Origin of the sequence: Moorena sp. SIO1F2 (assembly GCF_010672755.1) — a bacterium.
In the GTDB taxonomy this organism is placed as follows: Bacteria; Cyanobacteriota; Cyanobacteriia; order Cyanobacteriales; family Coleofasciculaceae; genus Moorena.
Genome location: NZ_JAAHFV010000375.1, coordinates 1 through 6,058 on the forward strand (window position 1 = coordinate 1; position 6,058 = coordinate 6,058).

Here is a 6,058-nt window from a genome sequence, read left to right on the forward strand (position 1 = left end):
AGCTGTTGAAAAAAAAATAACCCCTGAGTCTGTTGCTGTGATCTCACAGCTCGACCAACTAAGGGGTGTCCATGGCTGAATTGCGTAAGCTATTTACTACTATCCACAGCGGCTGTATGCGATCGCGTTTACCCAACGTTAACCTTATAGTTAACCAATGGTATAACTTGACGATAAGACGAGCTGGTAACAGGTCAGACAACTAGTATGTAGCCGGGAAACGCTTTTGAGCTGTTACACAAAAAAAATACCCCTGTCTTGCTCTTAGATCACAGCTCGACTAACTAAGGGGTATCGATGACTGAATTGCGTAAGCTATTTACTACTATCCACAGCGGCTGTATGCGATCGCGTTTTCCCAACGTTAACCTTATAGTTAACCAATGGTATAACTTGACGGTAAGACGAGTTGGTAACAGGTCAGACAACTAGTATGTAGCCGGGAAACGCTTTTGAGCTGTTACACAAAAAAAATACCCCTGTCTTGCTCTTAGATCACAGCTCGACTAACTAAGGGGTATCGATGACTGAATTGGGTAAGCTATTTACTACTATCAACAGCGGCTGTATGCGATCGCGTTTTCCCAACGTTAACCTTATAGTTAACCTGATTTATAAGTGATGGTTTAGCCGATGATGGGGGTTTGGGGCAAGCAATAATCCCCGACAATAGCAGTGCCTGCACCCTGTGGGAGCGTCAATTTGCTACACTTCTGATCACGTATTGGTATTGCCTCCAAAATCACAACCATGACAGCTACACCACTTGCATCCATACCCCTAAGTGCGATCGCTCAAAAAACCCGTCAAGCTGCACAGAACTTAGCCGTTCTCTCAACAAAGGCTAAAAATGAAGCTATTGAGGCAATAGCCCAAGCCTTGGAAGCTGCAGCACCGGAAATCCTAGCGGCGAATGCTGCAGACTGCCAAGCGGCTGAGGCAGATAACATTCCTAAAGCCCTTTATAATCGCCTGAAGTTCAACGAAACAAAGCTCAAGGGGGCTATTCAGGGGGTGCGAGATGTGGGCAACCTTGGTGATCCTGTGGGCAATGTCCAAATTCATCGAGAACTGGATCAAGGACTAATCCTCAAACGAGTCACTTGTTCCTTAGGAGTTTTAGGAGTTATCTTTGAAGCTCGTCCCGATGCCTTAATTCAAATTACCTCTCTTGCGATTAAATCTGGTAATGGTGTTATCCTCAAAGGCGGTAAAGAAGCAATTCGCTCCTGTGAAACCCTAGTCAAAGCAATTCATAAAGGATTATCTACGACAGCAGTTGACCCAGCAACGGTACAGTTGTTAACCACTAGAGAAGAAATCAAAGAGCTGTTACAACTAGACAACTATGTGGATTTGATTATTCCCAGAGGGTCGAACGCTTTTGTTCGGTTTGTGCAGGAGAATACTCGTATTCCAGTACTTGGTCATGCTGATGGGATTTGCCACCTCTATATTGATGCAGCAGCTGACTTGGAGAAAGCGGTAACTATCACCGTTGATGCCAAAACTCAATATCCAGCTGTTTGTAATGCTATTGAAACCCTGCTGGTGCATTCAGCAATTGCTCCTCGTTTTTTGCCCCTAGCAGCAGAAGCTTTGAAAAAGGGTAATGTAGAATTGCGAGGGGATGAAGCTAGCCGTGAGATTATCCCAATCTCTGTAGCAACCGATGAGGATTGGTCTACAGAATACAGTGATTTAATTCTTTCTATCAAAGTAGTAGATTCTGTGGAAGAAGCGATTAACCATATCAATACTTATGGTTCCAGACATACGGATGCAATTGTTACTGAAGACCAGGAGGTAGCAGATAGCTTCGGAAATCAAGTTGATGCAGCTAATGTTTTCCACAACTGTTCTACTCGCTTTGCCGATGGTTTCCGCTATGGTTTTGGAGCAGAAGTAGGAATTAGCACTCAACAAATGCCCCCCCGTGGTCCAGTGGGCTTAGAGGGATTGGTGACTTACAAATACAAGGTTACAGGTAATGGTCACATTGCCGCTACTTATGTTGGTGAGAATGCTAAGCCTTTTACCCATCGGGATATCTAATATTCTTCCTTAAATTTATCTTGCTAAGGAAACTAACAGGTTTTAAATTACGAAAGTATTGTCTACTAATGCTTTTAGTAGAATTATACTGGCAGCCGCTCCTAGTAAGTGCTGAAGAGCGATATTTTTGGACTTTTGCAAGAGGTCTATTAAAAAAACCTCAGCGGATAGCTGAGGAATTAGTCACGTTGCATCTACTATTTCTTAATCCTTGATTCGTCTATCTAGATCCGGAACAATTTAGAAATGCTTACGCCAAGGAAACAGGCAAGATGGCTATCCCACATAGAACTAATAGATTGTTTGAAACAAGATTAAACAAAAAAAATCCCCAGCGGGTAGCTGAGGGATTAGTCAGGGTGCATCTACTATTTCTTATTCCTTTATGGTTTGATCTAGATCCGGAAGAAATTAGAACTGATAGATTAGTTGAGACAAAATTGAACAAAAAAAATCCCCAGCGGGTAGCTGAGGGATGAGTCAGGGTGCATCTACTATTTCTTATTCCTTGATTGCTCTCTCTAGATCCGGAACAATTTAGAAATGCCTAAGCCAAATAGAACTGATAGATTGGTTGAGACAAAATTCAACAAAAAAAATCCCCAGCGGGTAGCTGAGGGATGAGTCAGGGTGCATCTACTATTTCTTAATCCTTCATGGCTCTCTCTAGATCCGGAACAATTTAGAAATGCCTAAGCCAAATAGAACTGATAGATTAGTTGAGACAAAATTGAACAAAAAAAATCCCCAGCGGGTAGCTGAGGGATGAGTCAGGGTGCATCTACTATTTCTTAATCCTTCATGGCTCTCTCTAGATCCGGAACAATTTAGAAATGCCTAAGCCAAATAGAACTGATAGATTAGTTGAGACAAAATTGAACAAAAAAAATCCCCAGCGGGTAGCTGAGGGATGAGTCAGGGTGCATCTACTATTTCTTAATCCTTCATGGCTCTCTCTCGATCCGGAAGAAATTAGAAACACACTAGCTAAATAGAACTGATAGATTAGTTGAGACAAAATTAAACAAAAAAAAATCCCCAGCGGGTAGCTGAGGGATGAGTCAGGGTGCATCTACTATTTCTTAATCCTTGATTGCTGTGTCTCGATCCGGAATAAATTAGAAATGCCTAAGCCAAATAGAACTGATAGATTAGTTGAGACAAGATTAAACAAAAAAAATCCCCAGCGGCTAGCTGAGGGATGAGTCAGGGTGCATCTACTATTTCTTAATCCTTCATTGCTCTGTCTCGATCCGGAATAAATTAGAACTGATAGATTAGTTGAGACAAAATTCAACAAAAAAAATCCCCAGCGGCTAGCTGAGGGATGAATCAGGGTGCATCTACTATTTCTTATTCCTTGATTGCTCTCTCTAGATCCGGAACAATTTAGAAATGCCTAAGCCAAATAGAAATGATAGATTAGTTGAGACAAAATTCAACAAAAAAAATCCCCAGCGGGTAGCTGAGGGATTAGTCAGGGTGCATCTACTATTTCTTAATCCTTCATTGCTCTGTCTCGATCCGGAAGAAATTAGAAATGGATAAGCCAAATAGAACTGATAGATTGCTTGAGACAAAATTGAACAAAAAAAATCCCCAGCGGCTAGCTGAGGGATCAGTCAGGGTGCATCTACTATTTCTTAATCCTTCATTGCTCTCTCTAGATCCGGAAGAAATTAGAACTGATAGATTAGTTGAGACAAAATTCAACAAAAAAAAATCCCCAGCGGCTAGCTGAGGGATTAGTCAGGGTGCATCTACTATTTCTTATTCCTTGATTGCTCTCTCTCGATCCGGAAGAAATTAGAAACACACTAGCTAAATAGAACTGATAGATTAGTTGAGACAAAATTAAACAAAAAAAATCCCCAGCGGCTAGCTGAGGGATCAGTCAGGGTGCATCTACTATTTCTTATTCCTTCATTGCTCTGTCTCGATCCGGAAGAAATTAGAAATGCCTAAGCCAAATAGAACTGATAGATTAGTTGAGACAAAATTGAACAAAAAAAATCCCCAGCGGGTAGCTGAGGGATGAGTCAGGGTGCATCTACTATTTCTTATTCCTTGATTGCTCTCTCTAGATCCGGAAGAAATTAGAACTGATAGATTAGTTGAGACAAAATTGAACAAAAAAAAATCCCCAGCGGCTAGCTGAGGGATGAGTCAGGGTGCATCTACTATTTCTTAATCCTTCATTGCTCTGTCTCGATCCGGAAGAAATTAGAAACGCTTACCCATTGATAACGAGTGATAGATTAGTTGAGACAAAATTAAACAAAAAAAATCCCCAGCGGCTAGCTGAGAGCTGATTCGTAAAGTAAATCTTAAGAAGTCTGAAAGCCTTGCTATGATTGTCTTTTGGTTATTAAATAGTTCAAATGTTCTATTTTAGCGCAAGCCTTATCTTACAAGGATTACAGCGAGTTTACGAATCAGCTCTTAATGCTGTTGATGATTACGCCAATTAAGGGGGTGCATCTCATATTTGTAAAAAAGATGGGAAGTGTGGGAAGTGTGGGGCGGGGGCGCGGGGCGGGGGCGCCTTTCAGGTGTATGATTTTAACAAAAGAGGAAAAAAGAACTAAAAACCTTAGTACACCATTGGACTGTCATCGATGATCACACAGATTCCGAAAGGGTATCAAGAATGGTTCTCAGTTGTGATGAGGAAGATGCCTCATCTGAGCAAATCTCAGGCAGTGGGATTAGCAATGGGTCGTTTTGGTATTGCCATCACTCTTTCGTTGTGGATTATCAACAGTAGCAGTATTTTTAGCAGAAATCCAACATCGATCTCAAAACAATGTCAGAGAGCAGTTAAGGCAATGGTACAAGGAAAAAAGTCACAAATATGGCAGAAAGCGACAGGAAATAGAAGTCAGTGAAAGCAAAGCCTTCTTATTGTTGTGGATATTAAGTTGGTGGTCATCCGATCAAAAAAGCCTGGTGCTGGCTGCAGATGCATCCACATTGGGTAAGCGTATTGAGCGTCTTGGTAATTAGTGTGGTCTACCGTGGCTGTGGAATACCTGTAGCGAGCGAAAATTGTGGGTGCAACCGAAAAAGCGATGCAGCAAGGGAACAGGGGGTTTCCCCCGGAGACCAAACCTGATTACGTGGAGCCTTTATGGTTGGTCGGCTATGCAGAAAAGGGGTAAAACTTATTGATTAAGGCTCAACTGTCTTACGGTAAATTCAAACCACTCGCGCTTTGCATGGCTGACAGGGAGTTGGCAACCTTACTGGCATCAGCTGTTAAATCAGGTCAAACAGGGGATCCCGGATGATTGGTTTGTGATAGTCACCACAGACAATCGGTTGTATGCTAAATGGTTTTATCAAGGGATTGTGGCTAATGGCTGGCATCCTAGCCATGCGGATTAATGCTCTTCGATATTACCAACCATCCCAGGTTTTGGGTGACCAACCCCGATCGAAATTACCTCTGTCTGGGCTAATCACGCTCGGTTGGTCAGCATTGGAGTGGTCGAGTCAGATGTTTGAGAAGCAACTGTGTCGATGGCACTCTCAATGCTCGCACCGGATCACGGTTATGCTGACCCATGGGTTTTTGTTAACGGTATGACGTCCACAACAGACTCAAATCTACTGGTATAGTATGCGTAGCTGGATTGAATGCAAGTTCTACGACATTAAGCGTGGTGGATAGGGTTTGCATCACACCAAAATGACTGACCCCAAACGTGCCTGCATACAATGGTAACGCTATTGCTGTGGCGACTATTTGGTTGGTTGGCGTCGGAGGATTAACTGACACTATTGAACTCTCCACGCTTTGAAAAACGTAGAAACAAGCGCGGATGTCGTTACGCGGGTTAAAACCGCGCTCCACGACGCTTAACGATACGATCTAGATAGTGGGGCGACCGAAGAAAGGCGCTCATATGAAGTGGAAGGGGTAAGAGCCTTCCACAGTCCAGGGTTCAGGACTGGTTCCCACCCGAAGGGGCACAAGAACGATGGAATCTCAGGAGAAATA

5 protein-coding genes are annotated in these 6,058 nt (G+C 42.7%); 4 read left to right on the forward strand and 1 reads right to left on the reverse strand.

What is annotated here, in order from left to right:
• The first annotated feature begins 297 nt into the window (after positions 1-297).
• From F6J94_RS28590 to F6J94_RS28605, 4 genes are all read left to right on the forward strand, one after another.
• Complete coding sequence (locus F6J94_RS28590) at positions 298-432, forward strand: hypothetical protein (protein ID WP_293046633.1); 135 nt, start codon at positions 298-300, stop codon at positions 430-432.
• A gap of 318 nt (positions 433-750) precedes the next feature.
• Positions 751-2,055 carry a glutamate-5-semialdehyde dehydrogenase gene (locus F6J94_RS28595; RefSeq protein ID WP_293046636.1) on the forward strand — a complete coding sequence of 435 codons (1,305 nt, stop codon included), beginning with the start codon at positions 751-753 and terminating at the stop codon, positions 2,053-2,055.
• 2,730 nt (positions 2,056-4,785) lie between these two features.
• Positions 4,786-5,061 (forward strand): hypothetical protein, encoded by a 276-nt coding sequence (locus F6J94_RS28600; protein ID WP_293026635.1) that lies wholly within the window; start codon positions 4,786-4,788, stop codon positions 5,059-5,061.
• Positions 5,062-5,380: 319 nt separating this feature from the next.
• On the forward strand, positions 5,381-5,644 hold the full coding sequence (locus F6J94_RS28605; protein WP_293046639.1) for a hypothetical protein: 264 nt from the start codon (positions 5,381-5,383) through the stop codon (positions 5,642-5,644).
• On the opposite strand, the gene F6J94_RS28610 is transcribed toward F6J94_RS28605, so the two are convergent.
• Complete coding sequence (locus F6J94_RS28610) at positions 5,633-5,836, reverse strand: hypothetical protein (protein WP_293026631.1); 204 nt, start codon at positions 5,834-5,836, stop codon at positions 5,633-5,635. The two genes, F6J94_RS28605 and F6J94_RS28610, sit on opposite strands and share 12 nt — an antisense overlap.
• Positions 5,837-6,058 lie beyond the last annotated feature (222 nt).

Coding starts and splice junctions, on each gene's coding strand:
- F6J94_RS28590 (WP_293046633.1), top strand. CDS start 298: ATGACTGAATTGCGTAAGCTATTTACTACTATCCACAGCGGCTGTATG.
- F6J94_RS28595 (WP_293046636.1), top strand. CDS start 751: ATGACAGCTACACCACTTGCATCCATACCCCTAAGTGCGATCGCTCAA.
- F6J94_RS28605 (WP_293046639.1), top strand. CDS start 5,381: ATGCTAAATGGTTTTATCAAGGGATTGTGGCTAATGGCTGGCATCCTA.